This window comes from Micromonospora sp. NBRC 110037 (genome assembly GCF_001652995.1).
Classification (GTDB): domain Bacteria; phylum Actinomycetota; class Actinomycetes; order Mycobacteriales; family Micromonosporaceae; genus Micromonospora; species Micromonospora chalcea.
In genome coordinates, this window is record NZ_BBVA01000008.1 from 285,649 (window position 1) to 304,245 (window position 18,597).

Below are 18,597 nucleotides of genomic sequence, written 5' to 3' on the forward strand. Positions count from 1 at the left end.
CCGTCAGCCGCCGATCCGGGCCGCCCCGGTGTAGACGTTCATGGTCGGCCCGCGCAGGAAGCCGACAAGCGTCATCCCGGCCTCCTCGGCCAGCTCGACGGCGAGCGTGCTGGGCGCGGACACCGCGGCGAGCAGCGGCACGCCCGCCATCCACGCCTTCTGGGTGAGTTCGAAACTGGCCCGCCCGGAGACCAGCAGCACGTGCCCGGCCAGCGGCAACCGCCCCTCCCGGGCGGCCCAGCCGATCACCTTGTCCACCGCGTTGTGCCGCCCGACGTCCTCCCGCAGCACCACCATCTCCCCGTCGGCGGTGAAGAGGCCGGCCGCGTGCAGGCCGCCGGTGCGGTCGAAGGCGCGCTGCGCGGCCCGCAGCCGGTCCGGCAGCGCGGCCAGCAGTTCGGCGGTGACCACCAGCGGGTCGTCCCGCACGGCGAACCGCGAACGGGTACGCACCGACTCGATGCTGGCCTTGCCGCACACGCCGCACGAACTGGTGGTGTAGAAGTTGCGCGACGGATCGGTGACCGGCTCCGGAACACCGGGGGTGAGCGCCACGTCGACCACGTTGTAGGTGTTCGGGGTCTCCGCGCCGGCGCAGAGCTGTGCGGTGTGCACGTCCTCGGCCGACCGGATCAGTCCTTCGGTGAGCAGGAAGCCGATCGCCAGGTCCAGATCGTCGCCGGGCGTACGCATAGTCACCGCGAGCGGTCGACGCCGACCCGGCCCGGCCGCGCCCACGCGGATCTCCAGTGGCTCCTCCGCGGCCAGGGTGTCCTGGCGGCGGATCCGGCCCCGGCCCTCGCCCGTCGCGTCGAGGTCGATCCGCAGCACGCTCCGCCGGTCTGTCGCCCGTCCCATCCCGCCATCCTCCCCGGCCCCTCCACTGCCCGCACCCCGCCCCACTCGTTCACGTGCCCCGCCGGCCCAGCCGATCATGATCGACACCAGATCGCCGAAGTGGCGGTATCGGAGGGCCCCGGATGCCGCCACTTCGGCGAGATGGAGTTGATCAACGTCGGAAAACCGCCAGCGAAGCCGGGCACGGGCCCGGGCCTCGTGCCCGAGCCGGGATTCGACGGTCGTGGCCGTGGATAGGGTGAGGCGGTGACGGGGTACGCGGCGGTGGTCCTTGCCGGTGGCGCGGCCCGGCGGATGGGCGGCGTCGACAAACCGGCCCGTCCGGTCGGCGGCCGGCCGATGCTGCACCGGGTACTGGCCGCGGTGGCCGACGCGGACCAGCGGATCGTGGTCGGCCCGTCCGGTCCGGTGCCCGGCGGCGTCCGGACGACACGTGAGGAGCCACCCGGTGGCGGGCCGGTGGCCGCCATTGCGGCCGGGCTGGCGCTGCTCGACCCGGGTACGACAACAGTCGCCCTGCTCGCCGCCGATCTCCCGCTGCTCACCGCCGCCGCCGTGACCGAGCTGCGGCGCGCGCTCGACACCCCGGCCGCCGAACGGGAACGCGACCTGGCCGCCGAGCGGGAACACGATCGGGCCGCCGAGCGGGAACGCGAACCGGCCGCTGATCGGGAACTCGACCGCGCTACCGAGCGGGCATCAGCGCTCCCCCCGCGCGGACTGACCGTCGCCCTCGCCTGTTACGTGGACGGCGACGGCCGCCGCCAGCAGCTCTGCGCGGTGTGGCGGTTACCGGCCCTGCGGGCCGCCCTCGACCGGCTCGCCGCGACGCGGGGCGGCACCCTCGACGGGGCGCCGGTACGCGGACTGCTGACCGGTGTCGCCGTACGCGAGGTGTCGTGGTCCGGCTCGGGTCCTCCGCCCTGGTTCGACTGCGACACTGACGAGGACGTACGCCGGGCGGAGGAGTGGTCGAGATGACGGTGCTGGACGACTGGGTCACGGCGGTCTGCGCCGAGCTGGACCTGGACCCGGCCGGGGTGCCGGTGCCGACAGTGCTGGACGTGGCCCGGGACGTGGCGCATCAGGTGGTCCGGCCGGGGGCGCCGGTCACCGCGTACCTGTTGGGGGTGGCGGTGGGGCGCGGGGCGGACCCGGCGGCGGCGGCCGAGCGGCTCAGCGCGCTGGCCGGCTCGTGGCCGGTGGATCTGGGTGGGTCCACGCCCGCGGAATAGCGCCTTGCGCGTGATTCGGTGGCCGCCGCGCGTGGGTAGGGTGGCGGGGACGGACGGAGGCGATCATGACGGCAGACCACCCCTCGGCGCCGGTCGACAAGCCTGCCGGCAGCGCGCCGGAGCATCACGCCGCCGGCAGCGCGCCGGAACACCACGCCACCGGCAGCGCGCCGGAGCATCACGAGTCGATCCTGCTCGACGAGCCGACCACCGCCGATCTGCGGGCCAAGGTCACCGAGGCCTGGCGTGAGTTCGCGCGGGCGCTCGCCGAGCGGCTACGCGCACTGCCCGCCGGTGGTCACCTGGAGGTGACACTCGATCCGACCGCCTCCGGCACCGGGGACGCCGTCTACTCGGTGAGCGTGGACGCGGGCGAGGAGGGTCGCCTCTCGGCCCGGGCGGTCGGCAACGCCACGCTGCCCCAGGGCTACCGGTTGGACCGGGCGGCGGTGGCCGACATGGTGGCGCTCGGCTGGTCGCCGCCGGGCGTGGTGCCGGGTTCCGGTGAGCAGTTCGGGCTGGACTGCGGCACCGACGAGGCGACCCGGCTGGCCGCCGTGCTGTCCCGGACGCTGCGTGACGTCTACGGCGCCCCGCATCCCGCCTTCCTCGTCTACCTGGTGCACGACACCGAGGGTGAGCCGTTGCCGGTGGAGCCGCTCGGTACGGCCCGCAGCGAGTTCGGCCCGGACCGCGACGTCGAGGCCGACCTGGACGAGGCGTTGGCCGCGGCGGCGGCCGCGCAGTCCGGCGAGAACGACGTGCTGGCCCTGGAGGAGCGGGTCCGCACCGTCGTGTCGACCATGCTGAAGTCCGCGTCCGACCAGCTTCAGGTCGACTCCGACGGTGACATCAACATCCGGGCCGGCTCGGCGATGGTGTTCGTCCGGGTGCGCGACAACCCGCCGCTCGTGGACGTCTTCTCGCCGGTGCTGACCGAGGTCGAGCCGACCGAGCGCCTGTACGTGAAGCTGTCCGAGTTGACCAACCGGATGCCGATCGGGCGGCTCTACTGCGCCGACGACACGGTGTGGGCCTCGATTCCGGTGTTCGGCCGCAACTTCCAGCCCACCCACCTGATGCTCGCGGTGCAGGTGATGACCGGTCTCGCGGACGAGCTGGACGACCGTCTGCACGGCGAGTTCGGCGGCAAGCGCTTCTTCGGCGAGGGGGACAAGCCGGCGCGGGCCGAGGAGCACCGCACCGGCATGTACCTCTGAGCCGGGTCAGCGCACGTCGAGCAGGGTCTTGCCGACGGTCTGCCGGGCCTCGATCGCGGCGTGCGCGTCGGCGGCCCGGTCCAGCGGGAAGCGCTGCCCGATCTGCGGTCGCAGCCGGCCGGCGGTGCCCTCGGCGAGCGCCGCCTCGGTGAGGGCGCGCAGTTCGTCCGGGCCGGGCCGTGGGCTCAGCAGCGTGACGCCGCGTGCGGTGGCCGCCTCGGCCGGGATGTCCGCCCAGGCGCCGCCGGCGAGCCCGAAGCTGAGCATCCGCCCGCCCGGGTCGAGCAGGTCGAACGCCTCCCGGGCGAGCGGTCCGCCCACGCCGTCGAACACCACGTCGACCGCGCCGACGGCGTCCCGGACCCGGCCGGTCCAGCCGGGCTGCCGGTAGTCGACTGCCAGGTCGAGGCCGGCCGCGCGGAGCCCGGCCACCTTCGCCGGGCCGCCGGCGGCGGCCACCACTGTCGCCCCGGACGCCGCCGCCAACTGCGTGAGCAGCGACCCGACGCCGCCGGCCGCCGCCTCCACCAGGACCCGGTCGCCGCGCCGCAGCCCGGCCGCCCGGGCCAGCATCAGGGCGGTCCGGCCGTCGGCCATCAGCGCCACCGCCGCGTCCAGGGCCAACCCCGGGGGTACGGGGACAGGGGCGCTCCGGTCGACCACGACGCGCTCGGCGTACCCGCCGGTGCCGCCGGTGGCGGTGACCACGACGCGCCCGGCGAGCGCCGGATCGACGCCGGGTCCGAGTTCGGTGATCGTCCCGCCGACGCCGTTGCCGGGGATCAGTGGCAGTTCGGCGTCGAACGGCCCGAAGCCGGTGGCCCGGAACATCGTCTCGACGAACGTGATGTTCGCGTGTGCCACGTCGACGAGCACCTGGCCCGGTCCGGGTGCCGGATCGGGTGCCGTCCCGGGCACGAGCACCTCCGGTCCGCCGAACTCCCGCAGCCACACCGCACGCATACCGCCCCCTCGCTTCGAGCCGGTCACCAGTGCACGACATGAAGCGAGGTTGAGGTCAAGGCGTGGACGGTCCGACGCCGGGGGACTCGACCAGCCGGGAGAGCACGATGGTGCTGCGGGACGAGGTGACGAACGATTCGGCGCGCAGCCGCTCCAGCGCCTCCTCCAGGTGCGAGATGTCCGCGGCGCGCAGGTGCACGAGCGCGTCGGCCTCGCCGGAGACGGTGTACGCGCCGACCACTTCGGGGTGCCGTCGGGCGGCGGCGCCGATCTGTGCCGGGGTGGTCCGGCCGGCGCAGAACAGCTCGACGAACGCCTCGGTGGTCCAGCCGACAGCGGCCGGGTCGACGACGGCGGTGAATCCCCGGATCACCCCGGCGGACCGGAGTCGGTCGACCCGTCGCTTGACGGCGGGGGCGGAGAGTGACACCCGGGTGCCGATGTCCGCGTACGAGGCGCGGGCGTCAGCCACGAGCAACGCAATGATTCGCTGGTCTACCGCGTCTATCTGCAACGTTCTGCTCCCGGGAAGCAATGCTTGTGGCTGTTACCAAAGTTGTACCGTACCTACTCTTGGTGACCGTGAACCAGCAGCGAGTCTCGCGAAAGCGGACATATCTCATGTGCTCGCCCGAGCACTTCACGGTCGAGTACGCGATCAACCCGTGGATGGACGTGACCACGGCGGTCGACGCCGACCTGGCGGTCAAGCAGTGGGACCGGCTGCGGGAGACGCTCGTCGGGCTCGGCCACGACGTGCACCTGCTCACGCCCGAGGCGGGGCTGCCGGACATGGTCTACGCGGCGAACGGCGCGTTCGTGGTCGACGGCACCGTCTACGGGGCCCGGTTCAAGCACGAGCAGCGGACCGCCGAGGCCGCCGCGCACCGGGCGTTCTACGAGGAGCAGGGCTGGCGGTTCATCGCCCCGAACGAGACCAACGAGGGCGAGGGCGACTTCGCGTACCTGCCGGAGGCCCACGGCGGCCTGATCCTCGCCGGGCACGGCTTCCGGACCGAACCGGCCGCGCACGCCGAGGCGCAGGAGGCGCTCGGCCGCCCGGTGGTCTCGCTGCGCCTGATCGACCCGCGCTTCTACCACCTGGACGTGGCGCTCGCCTCGATCGACGACGAGAACATCGTCTACTACCCGGGCGCCTTCTCCGCCGCCAGCCAGAAGGTGCTGGCCCAGCTGTTCCCGGACGCGATCGTCGCCGACGACGAGGACGCGCTGGCGTTCGGCCTGAACCTGGTCAGCGACGGGCTCAACGTGGTGCTGAACAACGAGGCGACGCGGCTGGCCGGCAAGTTGAAGGCGGCCGGCTACCACCCGGTCCCGGTGGAGCTGTCCGAGCTGAAGAAGGGCGGTGGCAGCGTGAAGTGCTGCATCGCCGAACTGCGGCACTGAGCCACGCCTCGGCGCGAAGGGCGGCCTCCCGGTGGGGAGACCGCCCTTCGTCGCGTACGGGGGCCGGTCAGCCGAGCGTGGCCAGCTCGTTGATCACGATGTTGGACAGCAGTCGGCCGTCGGTCTGCACCCGGCGCAGGTACCACTTCTGCTGCGGGGTACGGGTCTGGTTGAACTGCCAGGGGCCGCGCGGGCTGTCCACCTGGCCGACCTTGCCCAGCGCCAGGTTGACCTGCTGCGGGGACGGGTTCGCCCCGGCCAGCCGGATCGCCTTGTCCAGCACCAGCGCGGCGTCGTAGGAGGCCATCGCGTACGTGGTCGGCGCGGAGTTGAACGTCTTCCGGTACGCCGAGGCGAAGATCCGGTTCGCGGTGTTGTTGAGATCGGCCGAGTAGTTGAGCGCGGTCTCGATGCCGTTCGCCTCGATCAGCTTGCGGTCGCGGCCCTTCTCACCGTCGTCGAGCTGGTCCAGCGCGGTGCCCTCGGTGAGGAACCCGGGGGCGTAGATCGGCCCCCGGTAGCCCAGGGCGTAGAGCTGCTTGACGAACTGGACGGCCTGGGCGCCCGAGTAGTGGCAGAAGACCGCGTCCGGCTTCCGCTCCAGCGCCTTGCGGATCGGCCCGGCGTAGAGATTCCGCGAGGGGTTGTCGGAGTCGTCGGTGTAGATCGGGTCCTCGGTGAGCCGGCGACCCCGCTCGTACGCGCGCCGCAGCCCTTCGACGACGTCCTGGCTGCCCTGGCCGCGGGTGCCGAAGATGGCGATACGGCTCGACGCGTCGAGCTTCTGGCGCAGGTACTCCCCGAGCGCCTCGCCCGGCTCGGTCAGCACGTACGACGTGCGCCAGATGTAGACGACGCCCTGCAGCGTCGAGGGGGAGGCGTTGGAGCCGATCAGCGGCACCCGGGCCTGCTCGACCGAGTCCTTGATGCCGGTCATCACGGTGGGGCTGACCACGCCGGTGAGCGCGAGCACGCCCTCCTTGATCAGCCGCTCCACGGCGGCCTTGCCGCTGGCGGCGGTGGAGCCCTCCTCGGCCGGCACCAGCGTGACCGGATGGCCGGCGATCTGCTGGCCGCGCAGGCGGAGGTAGAGCTGGAAGCCGTTGGTGATCTCGTCGCCGATGGCCTTGTTCGCCCCGCTGCCGGGCACGATCAGCCCGATCTTGATCGGGCTGCCGGATCCGGCCTGCTCCCCGGTGTCGTCCTCCCCGGAGCCGCAACCCGCCGCCAGTCCGGTGGTGCCCAGCGCGGCCAGCAGTTGCAGAGCCCGCCTGCGGTTCATCTGTGCCACCGATTTCCTTCCCGACGGGGTGGCCATGGTGCACACCCCTTCGGCGTTCTACCTGGTCGGCGACGCTGCGTCAATGCCCGGAAGATCATCGTGAAGCGACCGCAACGCCTGTGTCACCCGGGGCCAGGCGGCCGCCTCCGGGTCGATCAGCCCGAAATGCTCGCATTCAGGCAGCTCAATCAAGGTGGAAGTGCCGCCGGCAGCCCGGTCGGCGGCCACCCAGGATCGGCTGATCGAGGTGGGAACCTGAAGATCCTGCTCGCCATGCACGACTACGGTCCGTGTTCGCATGGGTACGAAATTCGACGGATCCGCGTCCGCGTACCGGTCCGGCACGTCCTCCGGGGAGCCGCCGAGCAGCGCGGCCACCGCCCCGCCGTCCAGGTCCAGCCGGTACGCCTGCGCGAGGTCGGCCACCGGGGCCAGCGCGACCACCCCGGCGACCGTCTCCGGGGCGCGCGCGGCCACGTACAGGGCCAGGTGCCCGCCCGCGGAATGGCCGATCAGGATCGGCGGTACGGGCGCCACCCGGCCGGGTAGCGCGGCGGCGGCCAGACCGGGCAGGGCGGCGACCCCGGTGCGGACGTCGGTGAGGGTGTGCGGCCAGCCGCCGCCGGGCTGGCCGGTCCGGCGGTACTCGATCTGCGCGACCGGGTGGCCGAGCGCGGCCAGCGCCGCCGCCATCGGGCCGGTGTGGGCCCTGTCGTACTCGGCCCGCCAGAAACCGCCGTGCACCACGACCACGAGCGGCCGGGCCGGCCCGTCGCCGGCGGGCCGGCGCAGGTCGGCGAGCTGGTCCGGGTGGTCGCCGTAGGCGACTGTGGCGTCCGGCGGCGGAGACGGGCGGGTCAGCACCTCGCGTGGGTCGGAGAGCATGCGGCGACGGTAGCTCCCTCCGGTCCGGCCGCGTGCACATGGTCGGCGTGGGTAAAGATGGGTGCCATGACCGAAGCGCATTCCGGACGGGACGACGAGCAGGGCAACGATGGCATCCCCGGCACCGTGGTGGTGGTCGGGCCGGACGGCCGCCCGGTCGGCACGGTGCAGACCGACGAGGAGGGCAAGGGCGAGGACCCGACCCGCCTGGTCGAGCAGCCGGCCAAGGTGATGCGGATCGGCAGCATGATCAAGCAGCTGCTGGAGGAGGTGAAGGCGGCGCCGCTGGACGACGCCAGCCGGAACCGGATGCGGGAGATCCACGAGCGCTCGATCGTCGAGCTGAAGGAGGGCCTCGCGCCCGAGCTGCGCGAGGAGCTGGAGCGGCTCTCGCTGCCGTTCACCGAGCGGCAGACGCCGAGCGAGGGCGAGCTGCGGATCGCGCACGCCCAGCTCGTGGGCTGGCTGGAGGGCCTGTTCCACGGCATCCAGGCCGCGCTGGTGGCCCAGCAGATGGCCGCCCGTGTCCAGCTGGAGCAGATGCGATCGGGCCGTCAGGCGCTGCCCAGCGGCCCCGGCGGCGTGATCCCGGGCATGCCCGGGATGCCCGGCGCCGGCGAGGGCCACGCGCCCGGCCAGTACCTGTGACCCGTCGGCCGGGGCGCGTCACGCGCCCCGGCCACTCAGTCCAGCTCGAAGACCTTCTCCAGGTACGCCGCCACGCCGTCCTCGGTGTTCGGCCCGGTGACCTCGTGCGCGATCTCCCGTACCGCCGGGTGGGCGTTGGCGACCGCCACCGCGCGTCCGGCCCAGGCCAGCATCGGCACGTCGTTGGGCATGTCGCCGAAGGCCAGCACGTCCCGCTCGCCGACGCCCAGCCGTTCCGCGTACCAGGCCAGGCCGGCCGCCTTCGTCACGCCGGCGGCCGAGATCTCGATCAGCCCGCTGTACGACGAGTGGGTCGCCTCGGCCAGCCCCTCCAGCGCGCCCGCCACCACCTGCACGAAGACGTCCGGGTCCTGCTCACCGGCGCGCGCCAGCAGCTTCACCGCGGGTGCGGCCAGCAGTTCCTCCGGCGACTCGACGGCCCGGATGGCGTCGAGGTCGGCGTCCCAGCGCAGCGGGTAGTGCGCCTCGTGCCGCATCTGCCGGCTGTCCACGATCTCCACCGCGAGACTGACCCCGGGCACCTCGGCCCGTAGTCGCCGGGCCACCTCGGCCAGCAGCTCCGGGGCGAGCGGGTCGGCCCGCAGCACCTGGTCGGTGACCGGGTCGTACACCACCGCGCCGTTCGCGCAGATCGCCGGCAGCGGCGCGGCGAGCTGCTCGTACACCATTTGGAGCCAGCGGATCGGACGGCCGGTGACCAGGACCACCGGCGTGCCGGCGGCGGCGATGCGGGCCAGCACGCCGGCGGTACGCGGGCTGAGCGTCCGGTCGTCGCGCAGCAGCGTGCCGTCGATGTCGGAGGCGACGAGCCGAGGTGGATCTTCCATCACCGGGACAGTAGTCGGTCCAGGTAGACGGCCACCCCGTCGTCGTCGTTGCGCAAGGTGATCTCGTCCGCCGCGGCGCGTACCTCCGGGTGGGCGTTCGCCACCGCCACCCGCGCCCACCCGGCCCAGTCGAACATCGGCAGGTCGTTCGGCTGGTCGCCGAAGACCAGCACGTCGGCCGGGTCGACGCCGAGCCGCTCGGCGATCACGCTCAGGCCGCTGGCCTTGTCGGTGCGGGGCGGGCAGATCTCGATGAAGCCGAGCCCGGCCTGGGTGAGCGTGGCCACCTCCGGCGGCACGATCGCCCGGCCGGCGGCCAGCAGCTCGTCCACGTGGTGGTCGGCGGTACGCGCGAACGCCTTGATCACGTCGCAGGACAGGCACTCCATCCGGCTGCGCGCCTCGAACCGGTCCGGGTAGGGCCAGCTCGGGTGGTAGTCGCCCCACAGCGGCGCGTCGTGCTCGTCCGACGCCTCGACCATCACGGTGAGCGGGCCGACCGCCGCCTCCAGGTCGGTGAGGATCCGGGCCAGCACCTCGCCGGGCAGCCGCTCGTCGCGCAGCACCAGCGGCCCGTCGGGGTCGCTCTGGTCCACCACCCGGCCGCCACCGGCCATCACCAGGAAGTCGGCGGCCCGGATGTCGTTACGGGTCAGCTCGGTCAGGCGCGGTCCGCGGCCGGTCGCGCCGACCACCGGAATCCCGGCGGACCGCACCCGGTCCAGCACCCGGTGGGTGTACGCGGAGACGGTCTCGTCGCTGCGGACGAGCGTGCCGTCGAGGTCGGTGGCGATCAGCTTGGGCAGTCCCGGGCGGGTCATGGTTCCTCCTTCGCCCGCGCCGTCACGCCGGCCGACCAGGTCTTCGGTGCCGCGACCACGGGACGGCGGGCAGCAACCGTATCTCGCGGAACGGGCGGCAACCACGGCTTTCCGGCGAATCGGAGGCGAAGCCGCGGTGGCCGACGTATGCGGCGTCAGCGGGACCGGTCGGGGTCCGCGAACGGCACCGTGGGCTGCACCGTCAGGTCCGCGGGGGCCGGCGGCAGGTCGTCCGTGGCGGCGCGTCCCCGCCAGGCGGGCCGGTCGTCCGGGTGGTCGTGGTCCGGTTCCTCGTCGGCGGGCATGTCCCCGGCGCTCCGGCCGGCCAGGTGCAGCGCGGCGGCCAGCAGCGCCACGGCGAGGAACGCGGTGACCAGGCCGCGCCCGTGCTCCACGTCGAGGCGCTGGTCCCCGACGAAGAACAGGATGCGCCGGGCCAGCTGCTCGAGGGAGGCGGCGGTCGCGACCAGCACGCCGAGCACGCCCGCCGACAGGCCCAGCCCGGCGAGCGCGGCGTGCCGACGGACCGCCGGGGCGCCGCGCAGCGCCAGAGCCAGCGCCACGGACAGCCCGAGCAGGCCCACCAGGTACGCCACCCCGAACCCGCCGATCTCGGAGATGCCACTGGTCAGCCGGGTGGGCGCGTCGTCGTCCCGGGCCTCGGCCGGCACCGTGATGATCAGCCACTCGCCGATCAGCGAGGCGACAGCGGCCACCGTGGCGAGCCCGGCGAGCACTGTCGGCAGGCGGCGGTCCCGGCCCAGGGCGGCGAGCGAGCGTCCGGCCCGGCCGGGGGACTCCGGCTCGGCGTCACCCCACTCGACGACAGTGGTGTCGTCGTCCCGCACGGGGATTCGCTTCTCCTGGCGGGGGACGGGGAGATCCTGTGACATGGCCACCCTTCCCGTACGCGGGCCTGCGTCGAATCATGGCACAGCACACACCCGACGGCCCGGATCGTGGTCCACAGGTGCGGTGCGACGCGGCCCGCTTTCGCGTAGCGTCGTGCCATGCCTATCCGTACCGCATCCGCTCGCTGGCAGGGCAACCTCACCGAGGGGTCCGGCACCGTCCGCACCGGCAAGGGCGGCCTGTCCGGCAACTACTCCTTCAAGTCGCGCTTCGAGGAGGGCGAGGGCACCAACCCCGAGGAGCTGATCGGCGCCGCGCACGCCGGCTGCTTCTCGATGGCGCTGTCCAAGCAGCTCGCCGACGCCGGCGCCCAGGAAACGGCGGTGGAGACCACCGCCAAGGTGCACTTCGACAAGACCGACGCCGGCATGACAGTCACCCGGATCGACCTGGAGACCGTCGGTCAGGTTCCGGGCATCGACCAGGCCGAGTTCACCAAGCTGGCCGAGGCGGCCAAGGAGAACTGCCCGATCTCCCGGCTGCTGTCGCCGGGCGCGCAGATCACGCTGAACGCCCGCCTGGCCTGACCATCACGTACGGCACGGCGGGGGTGTCCTGCGGGCCGCCCTCGCCGTGTGACGTGCCGATTCTGGGGGAGTGACCGGGCCGCGTGGCCGTGGAGATGAGCCGGGACCGGTTCGAGGAACTGGTCGGCGAGGCACTCGACGAGGTGCCCGAGGAGCTGCTCGGGCTCATGAGCAACGTGGTCATCCTGGTCGAGGACGACCCGCCGCCGGGCGAGGACCTGCTCGGCCTGTACGAGGGGCACGCGCTCACCGATCGCGGCTGGGACTACTCCGGCGTGCTGCCCGACCGCATCCTGATCTACCGCAATCCGATCCTGGCGATCTGCGACACCGACGACGACGTCGTCGAGGAGGTCGCGGTGACCGTGGTGCACGAGATCGCCCACCATTTCGGCATCGACGACGAGCGTCTGCACGCCCTGGGCTGGGGCTGACCGGGTCCCCGCCCGGCTGATTCCGGCGGTTGCGCCGGTCCCCTAACCTCCGTGGTCAGGCACATTCTGACCCAGGAGGAAAACCCATGCGCAGCGCGCTGTTCTCCGCGGAGAACCTTGAGAAGGAGTCCCAGCAGCCGGGCATGCGGTTGCAGAACTCCAAGATGCTGAAGATCGAGCTGAACGGCGAGGCGATGGCCCGCGTCGGCTCGATGGTCGCCTACCAGGGCCAGGTGCAGTTCCAGGCCCTGGGCTCCGGCGGCATCGGCAAGTTCATCAAGCAGCGCCTCACCGGTGAGGGCGTGCCGCTGATGAAGGTCTCCGGGCGCGGCGACGTGTTCCTCGCCGACTTCGCCAAGGACGTGCACGTCATCGACCTGGAGCCGGGCGACGCGCTGTCCATCAACGGCTCCAGCGTGCTGGCCTTCGACTCGACCCTGCAGTACGACATCAAGATGGTCGGCGGCGCCGGTTTCGCGTCCTCCTCCGGCCTGTTCAACTGCGTGTTCACCGGGCACGGCCGGATCGCCATCACCACCAAGGGCACCCCGGTGGTGCTCAACGTGGACGCGCCGACGTACGTGGACCCGCAGGCGGCGGTCTGCTGGTCGGCGAACCTCCAGACCGGCTACCACCGCGCCGAGCAGCTCGGCCTCGGCACGCTGCTCGGCCGCAGCACCGGTGAGGCGTTCACGATGAGCTTCGCCGGTCAGGGTTTCGTCGTCGTCCAGCCCTCGGAGGAGCCTCCGGTGGCCGGCAGCGGCTCCCAGCAGCAGGGCGGCGTGCTCGGCGGCCTGCTGCAGTGACCCTCCGGTGCCCGGGGCGCCCGCCGTGGTCGCCCCGGGCCGGTCAGCTCAGCTCGCCGGACCGCAGCCGGGCCACCCAGGCCGCCGCGTCGGCGTAGTCGAGGTCGGAGGGCCCGGTGGACGCCGCCGCCGACCGGTCACCCGCCGCCGCGTTCCAGCGGTGCCGGGGGTACGACCCCAGGAACCGCACGTCGGCGCAGACCCGGCGCAGCCCCTGCAACGCCTCGCCGAGGCGTACGTCGGCGACGTGCCCGGCGCAGTCCAGGAAGAACACGTACCGGCCGAGCGCCTCACCGGTGGGGCGGGACTCGATGCGGGTCATGTTCACGCCCCGCACCGCCAGTTCCATGAGCACCGCCAGCAGCGCGCCCACCCGGTCGTGCGCGATGTAGACGGCCAGCGAGGTGAGATCGTCACCGGTCGGCGGCGGAGGCGGCCCGGGGCGGGACACCAGCGCGAAGCGGGTCACCGCGTCCGGGTGGTCGGCGATCTTGTCGGCGAGGACCGCCAGCCGGTGCCGGGTCGCGCCGATCGGGGCGCAGATGGCGGCGTCGTACTCGCCGCTCGCCGCGCCGGCCGCCGCGGCGCCGTTGGAGAGCACGTCGACAACTGTGGCGTCGGGCAGGTGCTCGCGCAGCCAGCCCCGGCACTGGGTGGACGCCTGCGGGTGGGCGGCCACGCCGCGCACGTCGGCGAGCGTGGTGCCGGGCCGGGCGGCGAGCACGAACTCCACCGGCAGGACGACCTCGCGGGTGATCACCAACGGGTCGCCCTCGGCCAGCTCGTCGAGCGTCACGCCGACGGCGCCGCCGATGGAGTTCTCCAGCGGCACCAGGGCCGCATCCGCGTCGCCGGCGCGTACCGCGTCGAGCGCCTCGCCGACGCTGCGCGCCGGTGTGCGCTCCCCGCGTTCGGCGGCGGGCACCGTTCGCAGGGCCTGTTCGGCGAAGGTGCCCTCGGGGCCCAGGTAGACGAAGCGGGTCGGCGGTGTTCCCGGCATGCCGACCAGCCTACGCACCCGGCGTGCCGTCGCAGGCCAGGGTACGGATGCCGGGCGGCGCGAGGGTCCGCACCTCGACGCCGCACACGTCCGTCCCGGCCGTCACCAGCGTCGGCGTGCCGCTGCCGCCCCGGGTGACGACCTGCAGCTCCTCGTGTCCGGCGACCGCCAGCACGGTGTACTGCCACCCTTCGGCGCAGAGCGGACCGGTGGCCACTGTGACCCGGACGTCGCGGGGCAGCACTCCGGCGGACCCGCGCAGCAGCGCGACGATCCGGTCGCCGGACGGCCGGCCCCGGCACGGCGTCGCCGTCACCGGCGTGGACGGGGAGAGCACGGGCGCGGACGGTGTGACAGGTGCCACCGTCGTGGCGCTCGGGGTGGGCGTGGCGGACGTCGACGGGACCGGCGCGGGCGTGGCGACGGCGGGCGGCGTGCGCAGCTCGGGCGGCGCGCCGCAGGCGGCGAGGGCGAGCACCGCCAGCAGCGCCAGTGGGCGGTGCCGGCGACCGGGGTGGGGGGTGCGGAGCACGGTGGGCGTCCTCGGCATCGAGGGATGTCGTCGTACGGCGGGGGCCGAGCCCATCGTAGGAGGAGGCCGGGCCCGGGTGGAAGCGTGCCGGTCAGACCGCGGAGAGGAAGGTGAGCGAGCCGGCCACCACGCCGTCGGTGAGCACCGGGGTGGAGATCGCGTCGACCGTGCGGCCGGCGTCGGAGTTGGGCCCCTGCACGCGGAGCAGACCCCGGGCGAGTCGCCCGGAGTGCAGCGCGAGCAGCGGCGGGATCTTGTCGGTCTCCTGCTCGGTCAGCTCGCTCGGGCTGGCCGTGAAGTCCACCAGGCGCAGGCCGCCCTCCAGCAGCGGCAGGCCGATCACGTCCCCCGGCGCGCCCAGGCAGAGCAGCGCGCAGCCGGACGAGGAGATCGCCACGACCGTGGTGCCGGCGTCGATCAGCAGGCACGGCTCGGCGGCTCGGGAGACCATGCCGGACCACTGCCCGAAGTTGTCGGACTCCTGCTCGGTGGAGCCCGCCGGGGGCGCGAACACGTCCGAGAGTGAGAGTTCGACGTGGGCCACCGCGCCTCCTATGTACACCGACGGTCTGTCCACGCTAGCCGGTCGGTGCGGCGGGAGCATCGGCTGCCGGGCGGCCGGCGACGACGCGGACCGACGGAACCAGTCGGGGGCGGAGCCGGGGGCCGCGTGGCGTCGCCGGAGACGTTACCGGCGGGCGGCCCGCTTGTCAGCGGCCGTTCGGCCCTCGTCGTACCACCGGTAGTCGGCGGTTGGACGGTACGTGCCGTTGAACCACGTCGACGGTGCCTGGGCCACGCGGGACAGCTTCTCGGCGGTGGCCGGGCTGATCCGGTTCCCGCCGGCCACGAGCAGGCGGTCCAGCTCCCGGTGGGTGGCCATGAGGCAGTCCTTCGGCAGCCCGTAGACGCTGATCACGCCGGAGCCGACGAACGTCAGCACCGGCGTGACCGGGATCGGCAGGCCGACCGCGTCGGAGAGGGCCTTGCTGGCCCGCTTGGCGTCCCGGCGCGCCTCCGCCACGTACGGCGGGCGCTTGCCGTTGATCTGCACGACGTCACCGGCGACGAGCACGCGCGCGCGGCCGTGGTCGGCGATGGTGACCGCGAACAGGCCGCTCGGGCCGATGGCCAGGAACCCGGCCCGGTCGTCGCGGACGCGGTCGAGCAGCATGTCGGCCGGGTCCGTCCGGGGCCACTCGATGACGTGCCAGGCGGGCCCGAGGTGGTCGAGCTGGCCGAGGGCGCGGGCCCCGGCGGCTTCCAACCGGCGGGCCCCCCGCTCCGCCCGGCGACGCCGGGCCCACTCCAGTGGAGTCGGTCGGGCCGGTTCGAGCACCGACGTGGGCTCGACCCGGGTGTGCGGCACCGTGCGGGGCGGCAGTGCCCTGCTCGGTACGGCTCGACGAGCGGGAAAGACAGTCATCGCGACCTCCGGCAAAAGGTCTCTCGAAGTTATGTCTCCACTACCCTACGTTGCGCCCCCGGGGGCTCGGCAAGCCGGGGCGCCGGAGTGAGTGTGGATGAATGCCATATTCATCCACGCTTCTTTTCCGAATGGTGCGCAAGCCTGCCCTAGGCTGCGGGGGTGACCCACTATGTGGACAGCGAAGTCGCCCGGCTCGGGACGGTGTTGCTGCACCGCCCGGGACCGGAACTCGCCCGCCTCACCCCACGCAACAACGACTCGTTGCTGTTCGACGCCATCCCGTGGGTGGGACGGGCGCAGGAGGAGCACGACGCGTTCGCGGCGGCGCTGCGGTCCCGCGGGGTCGAGGTGCTCTACCTGGCCGACCTTCTGGCCGAGACGCTCGCCGTGCCGGACGCCCGGGCCGAGTTGACCGAGCAGGTGCTGCGGTCCCGCCGGCTCGGCCACACCCTGCGGCGCCGGGTCGCCGACCACCTGGCGTACCTGGACCCGGCCGGGCTGGCCGACGTGCTGATCGCCGGCCTCGCCCACGAGGAGCTGCGAATCGGCGGCGACCGACCCGGCGGTCTCGTGTGGACCCTGATGGACCGGCACGACTTCGTCATCGACCCGCTGCCCAACCTGCTGTTCACCCGCGACTCGTCGGTGTGGATCGGGGACCGGGTCGGTGTCACCAGCCTGGCCATGCCGGCGCGACGGCGGGAGACCACGCTCACCGACGCGATCTACCGCTACCACCCCCGGTTCGTCGGCACCGAGTTCGTCTACCACCCGCGGCTGGAGCATCTGGAGGGCGGCGACGTGCTGCTGCTCGCCCCGGGGGTGCTCGCCGTCGGCGTCGGCGAACGCACCACCCCGGCCGGCGCGGAGCGGCTGGCCCGGCAGGTGTTCGCCGCCGGCCTGGCGCACACCATCCTGGTGGTCCCGATCGCGCAGGAGCGCGCCACCATGCACCTGGACACGGTCTGCACGATGGTCGACACCGACGCCGTGCTGATGTACCCGAACATCGCCAACGAGCTGTCCGCGTACACGGTGATCGTCGGCGCGGACGGCGACGACCTGCGGGTCGACGGCCCGGCGCCGTTCCTGCGCGCCGCCGCCGACGCGATGGACCTCGATCAGCTCCGGGTGATCGACACCGGCCTCGACCCGGTCACCGCCGAACGCGAGCAGTGGGACGACGGCAACAACACGCTCGCGCTCGCGCCCCGGCTCTGCGTCGGGTACGAGCGCAACGTGGAGACCAACGCGCAACTGGAACGGGCCGGCATCGAGGTGATCGCGATCGCCGGATCGGAGCTGGGCTCCGGGCGCGGCGGCCCGCGCTGCATGTCCTGCCCGCTGGTGCGGGAGAAGGGCGGGGCCGCCTGACCCGGAACGTCAGCGCAGCGTCAGCTGGCGGCCGAGCAGCCCCTGCCGCGACCGGCGGCCGGCCGCGTCCAGCGGCGCCTGCTCGGCGACCGCCTCGGCGTAACGCTTGGCGAACTCCGCCAGCGGCGCCTCCCACTCGGCGGCCGGGGTGTCCTCCGGCAGGTCCCAGACCGGCGCGAGACGCCCGTGCGCCCGGAACATGCCGGCGAACTTCGTGTCGTCGCCGAGCGTCAGCGCGCCGGCCGCGCCGAGCCGGGACAGCGCGTCCAGCGCGGCGTCCTCGTCCTCCGGCAGGACCATCCGCACGTGGGCCTTCTCCGGCACCTGGCACCAGTACGCGGCCCGCGCGGCGGCCAGCTTCACGGTCGGGTAGATGGCCGAGTTGGCCCGCTCCAGGGACGCCTGCACGTTCGGGTCGTCGGCGGCGCCCGGGTCGAGCCAGAAGTCGAACCCGTCGTGCATGGTGATGTCCAGCGGGCCGTCCACCAGGATGTCCTGGAGGCGGGGGCCGGGCCCGGGCAGCGGCGGCACGCTCACCTGGCCGCCCGGCTCGGTGCGCAGCGCGGAGATCAGCGCGTCGGCCAGGTCCCGGGAGACGTCGCCGGACTGCTGGTGCCGCTGCAGGCCGACGAAGACGCGCCCGTCCGGCTTGGTCATCGCCGGGGCGGCCATCGGCAGCACGGTGGCCAGCGTGACCGGGCGGTCGCCGTACTCCTCGATCAGGTCCGGGGTGAGCCGCAGCGGCGCGGACGCGGCCGGGACCAGCTCGCGCAGGGCGATCCACTCCGGCTCGTCGACCAGGCCCTCGAACGGCCGGGGCACGAAGACGTCGCGCACCTTCTCCCGCTTGGGGGTGCTCTCGCCGACCCGCTGGTTCTTCCGACGCTTGCTCATGGCGAGACAGCCTAGATGCCGGGCCGCGCGGGTGGGGGCAGGACCCGCCTGCCCGTGCGTTCAGCCGGCCGCGACCAGGCCCGGCCGGTGCGCCGGGGCCGGATCGAACCGTGCCCAGACGCTCTGGCCCAGGCCGTCGCGCTCCACGCCCCAGCCGCTGGCGAGCCCGGCGACGATGTGCAGCCCGCGCCCGTCGGCGGCGTCCGGCGAGGCGGCCCGCATGCACGGGCCGGCGCCGGAACCACCGTCGGTGACCCGGAGCTGGATGCTCGGCCCCTCCTCGGTGACCCGCAGCCGCCAGGCCACTCGGACCACGCCGCCGGGCAGCGCGTCGGCGTGCCGGACCGCGTTGCCGACCAGTTCGGCGAGGACCGCGACCAGGTCGGCCAGCAGAATCGGGGGTACGACGCCGGTCAGCTCGTCGGCGAGCCGGTGCCGGGCCAGACGCGCGCCGGTCGGGTCGTGGGGCACCACCACACACCACGACCGTTCGGGCGGACCAGTCGACACGTCGTTCCTTCC

23 protein-coding genes are annotated in these 18,597 nt (G+C 73.5%); 9 read left to right on the forward strand and 14 right to left on the reverse strand.

The features are described 5' to 3' along the window. Positions 1 to 3: 3 nt before the first annotated feature. On the reverse strand, positions 4 to 858 hold the full coding sequence (fdhD, locus tag A4R25_RS23495) for a formate dehydrogenase accessory sulfurtransferase FdhD (RefSeq protein WP_043327716.1): 855 nt from the start codon (positions 856 to 858) through the stop codon (positions 4 to 6). Between the two features lie 246 nt (positions 859 to 1,104). Between fdhD and A4R25_RS23500 the strand changes: the two genes are divergently transcribed. The 3 genes from A4R25_RS23500 (at position 1,105) to A4R25_RS23510 (ending at position 3,313) form a co-directional block, all read left to right on the forward strand. Next, the gene (locus tag A4R25_RS23500) at positions 1,105 to 1,839 is read left to right on the forward strand and encodes a molybdenum cofactor guanylyltransferase (protein WP_064448078.1); all 735 of its coding nucleotides are present in this window, start codon (positions 1,105 to 1,107) and stop codon (positions 1,837 to 1,839) included. After that, positions 1,836 to 2,093 (forward strand): DUF6457 domain-containing protein, encoded by a 258-nt coding sequence (locus A4R25_RS23505; RefSeq protein WP_043330820.1) that lies wholly within the window; start codon positions 1,836 to 1,838, stop codon positions 2,091 to 2,093. Before A4R25_RS23500 ends, A4R25_RS23505 begins: the two co-directional genes overlap by 4 nt. Positions 2,094 to 2,158: 65 nt before the next feature. After that, a complete protein-coding gene (locus A4R25_RS23510) occupies positions 2,159 to 3,313 on the forward strand; it encodes a hypothetical protein (RefSeq protein WP_064448079.1) in 1,155 nt (384 codons plus the stop codon). Between the two features lie 6 nt (positions 3,314 to 3,319). On the opposite strand, the gene A4R25_RS23515 is transcribed toward A4R25_RS23510, so the two are convergent. Together A4R25_RS23515 and A4R25_RS23520 are read right to left on the reverse strand one after the other, a co-directional pair. Continuing rightward, positions 3,320 to 4,276: a zinc-binding dehydrogenase gene (locus A4R25_RS23515; RefSeq protein WP_064448080.1), complete on the reverse strand. Its 957-nt coding sequence runs from the start codon at positions 4,274 to 4,276 to the stop codon at positions 3,320 to 3,322. A gap of 55 nt (positions 4,277 to 4,331) precedes the next feature. After that, positions 4,332 to 4,790: an Lrp/AsnC family transcriptional regulator gene (locus A4R25_RS23520; protein WP_030499444.1), complete on the reverse strand. Its 459-nt coding sequence runs from the start codon at positions 4,788 to 4,790 to the stop codon at positions 4,332 to 4,334. 59 nt (positions 4,791 to 4,849) lie between these two features. Here A4R25_RS23520 and ddaH point away from each other — a divergent pair, with 59 nt between their 5' ends. After that, positions 4,850 to 5,683, forward strand: coding sequence for a dimethylargininase (ddaH, locus tag A4R25_RS23525; RefSeq protein WP_176722883.1), 834 nt, complete (start codon positions 4,850 to 4,852; stop codon positions 5,681 to 5,683). A 67-nt stretch (positions 5,684 to 5,750) separates the two neighbouring features. On the opposite strand, the gene A4R25_RS23530 is transcribed toward ddaH, so the two are convergent. Next, positions 5,751 to 6,974, reverse strand: a complete 1,224-nt coding sequence (locus A4R25_RS23530; protein WP_043327721.1) for an ABC transporter substrate-binding protein — start codon at positions 6,972 to 6,974, stop codon at positions 5,751 to 5,753. Between the two features lie 48 nt (positions 6,975 to 7,022). Further along, complete coding sequence (locus A4R25_RS23535; protein WP_043327722.1) at positions 7,023 to 7,850, reverse strand: S9 family peptidase; 828 nt, start codon at positions 7,848 to 7,850, stop codon at positions 7,023 to 7,025. Between the two features lie 57 nt (positions 7,851 to 7,907). Here A4R25_RS23535 and A4R25_RS23540 point away from each other — a divergent pair, with 57 nt between their 5' ends. Beyond that, on the forward strand, positions 7,908 to 8,498 hold the full coding sequence (locus A4R25_RS23540) for a bacterial proteasome activator family protein (RefSeq protein WP_043327723.1): 591 nt from the start codon (positions 7,908 to 7,910) through the stop codon (positions 8,496 to 8,498). A 35-nt stretch (positions 8,499 to 8,533) separates the two neighbouring features. Here A4R25_RS23540 and A4R25_RS23545 read toward each other — a convergent pair whose 3' ends face one another. The 3 genes from A4R25_RS23545 to A4R25_RS23555 all read right to left on the reverse strand — a co-directional run bounded on the left by A4R25_RS23545 (position 8,534) and on the right by A4R25_RS23555 (position 11,015). Next, positions 8,534 to 9,346: an HAD family hydrolase gene (locus A4R25_RS23545; protein ID WP_043327724.1), complete on the reverse strand. Its 813-nt coding sequence runs from the start codon at positions 9,344 to 9,346 to the stop codon at positions 8,534 to 8,536. Then, entirely contained in the window at positions 9,346 to 10,167 is an 822-nt protein-coding gene (locus A4R25_RS23550; protein ID WP_064448081.1) for an HAD family hydrolase, read from the reverse strand. The genes A4R25_RS23545 and A4R25_RS23550 overlap by 1 nt, the downstream gene beginning before the upstream one ends. Positions 10,168 to 10,322: 155 nt before the next feature. Next, positions 10,323 to 11,015, reverse strand: coding sequence for a hypothetical protein (locus tag A4R25_RS23555; RefSeq protein WP_157539154.1), 693 nt, complete (start codon positions 11,013 to 11,015; stop codon positions 10,323 to 10,325). 162 nt (positions 11,016 to 11,177) lie between these two features. Between A4R25_RS23555 and A4R25_RS23560 the strand changes: the two genes are divergently transcribed. From A4R25_RS23560 to A4R25_RS23570, 3 genes are all read left to right on the forward strand, one after another. After that, on the forward strand, positions 11,178 to 11,606 hold the full coding sequence (locus A4R25_RS23560; RefSeq protein ID WP_013289315.1) for an OsmC family protein: 429 nt from the start codon (positions 11,178 to 11,180) through the stop codon (positions 11,604 to 11,606). Positions 11,607 to 11,695: 89 nt separating this feature from the next. Next, positions 11,696 to 12,040 carry a metallopeptidase family protein gene (locus A4R25_RS23565; RefSeq protein ID WP_176722904.1) on the forward strand — a complete coding sequence of 115 codons (345 nt, stop codon included), beginning with the start codon at positions 11,696 to 11,698 and terminating at the stop codon, positions 12,038 to 12,040. An 86-nt stretch (positions 12,041 to 12,126) separates the two neighbouring features. Then, complete coding sequence (locus A4R25_RS23570; RefSeq protein WP_064448083.1) at positions 12,127 to 12,846, forward strand: AIM24 family protein; 720 nt, start codon at positions 12,127 to 12,129, stop codon at positions 12,844 to 12,846. Positions 12,847 to 12,889: 43 nt separating this feature from the next. Here A4R25_RS23570 and pheA read toward each other — a convergent pair whose 3' ends face one another. From pheA to A4R25_RS23590, 4 genes are all read right to left on the reverse strand, one after another. Continuing rightward, entirely contained in the window at positions 12,890 to 13,846 is a 957-nt protein-coding gene (gene pheA, locus A4R25_RS23575) for a prephenate dehydratase (RefSeq protein WP_043327728.1), read from the reverse strand. A gap of 10 nt (positions 13,847 to 13,856) precedes the next feature. Beyond that, entirely contained in the window at positions 13,857 to 14,396 is a 540-nt protein-coding gene (locus A4R25_RS23580; RefSeq protein ID WP_064448084.1) for a hypothetical protein, read from the reverse strand. A gap of 73 nt (positions 14,397 to 14,469) precedes the next feature. Further along, positions 14,470 to 14,922, reverse strand: coding sequence for a hypothetical protein (locus tag A4R25_RS23585; protein WP_030499431.1), 453 nt, complete (start codon positions 14,920 to 14,922; stop codon positions 14,470 to 14,472). A gap of 144 nt (positions 14,923 to 15,066) precedes the next feature. Further along, a complete protein-coding gene (locus A4R25_RS23590) occupies positions 15,067 to 15,804 on the reverse strand; it encodes a hypothetical protein (RefSeq protein WP_043330823.1) in 738 nt (245 codons plus the stop codon). Between the two features lie 162 nt (positions 15,805 to 15,966). Between A4R25_RS23590 and A4R25_RS23595 the strand changes: the two genes are divergently transcribed. Then, positions 15,967 to 17,181: an arginine deiminase gene (locus tag A4R25_RS23595; RefSeq protein ID WP_064448085.1), complete on the forward strand. Its 1,215-nt coding sequence runs from the start codon at positions 15,967 to 15,969 to the stop codon at positions 17,179 to 17,181. A gap of 9 nt (positions 17,182 to 17,190) precedes the next feature. Here A4R25_RS23595 and A4R25_RS23600 read toward each other — a convergent pair whose 3' ends face one another. Both A4R25_RS23600 and A4R25_RS23605 read right to left on the reverse strand, forming a co-directional pair. After that, on the reverse strand, positions 17,191 to 18,075 hold the full coding sequence (locus A4R25_RS23600; RefSeq protein ID WP_064448086.1) for a DUF5926 family protein: 885 nt from the start codon (positions 18,073 to 18,075) through the stop codon (positions 17,191 to 17,193). 60 nt (positions 18,076 to 18,135) lie between these two features. After that, on the reverse strand, positions 18,136 to 18,552 hold the full coding sequence (locus A4R25_RS23605; protein ID WP_176722903.1) for an ATP-binding protein: 417 nt from the start codon (positions 18,550 to 18,552) through the stop codon (positions 18,136 to 18,138). Between the last annotated feature and the right edge of the window lie 45 nt (positions 18,553 to 18,597).